The following is a 290-nucleotide window of genomic DNA, read 5'->3' as shown; positions in this document are numbered from 1 at the left end:
GTGGGGTAGATGATTGGGGTGAAGTCGTAACAAGGTAGCCGTATCGGAAGGTGCGGCTGGATCACCTCCTTTCTATGGAGAATCGTTTCCTGAAACGGAAACATTCAAATACGGAAGCTAAGCTTCCGAGCACACTCACTCGTTGTTCAGTTTTGAGAGTTTAATCTCTCAAAATCAAGTCATAAAATTTCATCCACACTTTTCGTGATGGACCGAGAATTTTATGGTCGCAACAAAGTTGCTCTTTGAAAACTAGATAACGAAACAATTTTGCGATTTTAGAAATATCC

1 rRNA gene is annotated in these 290 nt (G+C 41.0%); it reads left to right on the top strand.

Annotated elements, in window-relative coordinates:
* Window positions 1-72: ribosomal RNA gene (locus tag PV403_RS25130) — 16S ribosomal RNA — on the top strand; the annotation flags it as partial.
* Between the last annotated feature and the right edge of the window lie 218 nt (window positions 73-290).

Origin of the sequence: Paenibacillus sp. GYB006, assembly GCF_036577645.1 — a bacterium.
Taxonomy (GTDB): Bacteria; Bacillota; Bacilli; order Paenibacillales; family Paenibacillaceae; genus Paenibacillus.
Note: the sequence above shows the minus strand (reverse complement) of the source record. Positions and strands in the feature narration are given on the sequence as shown.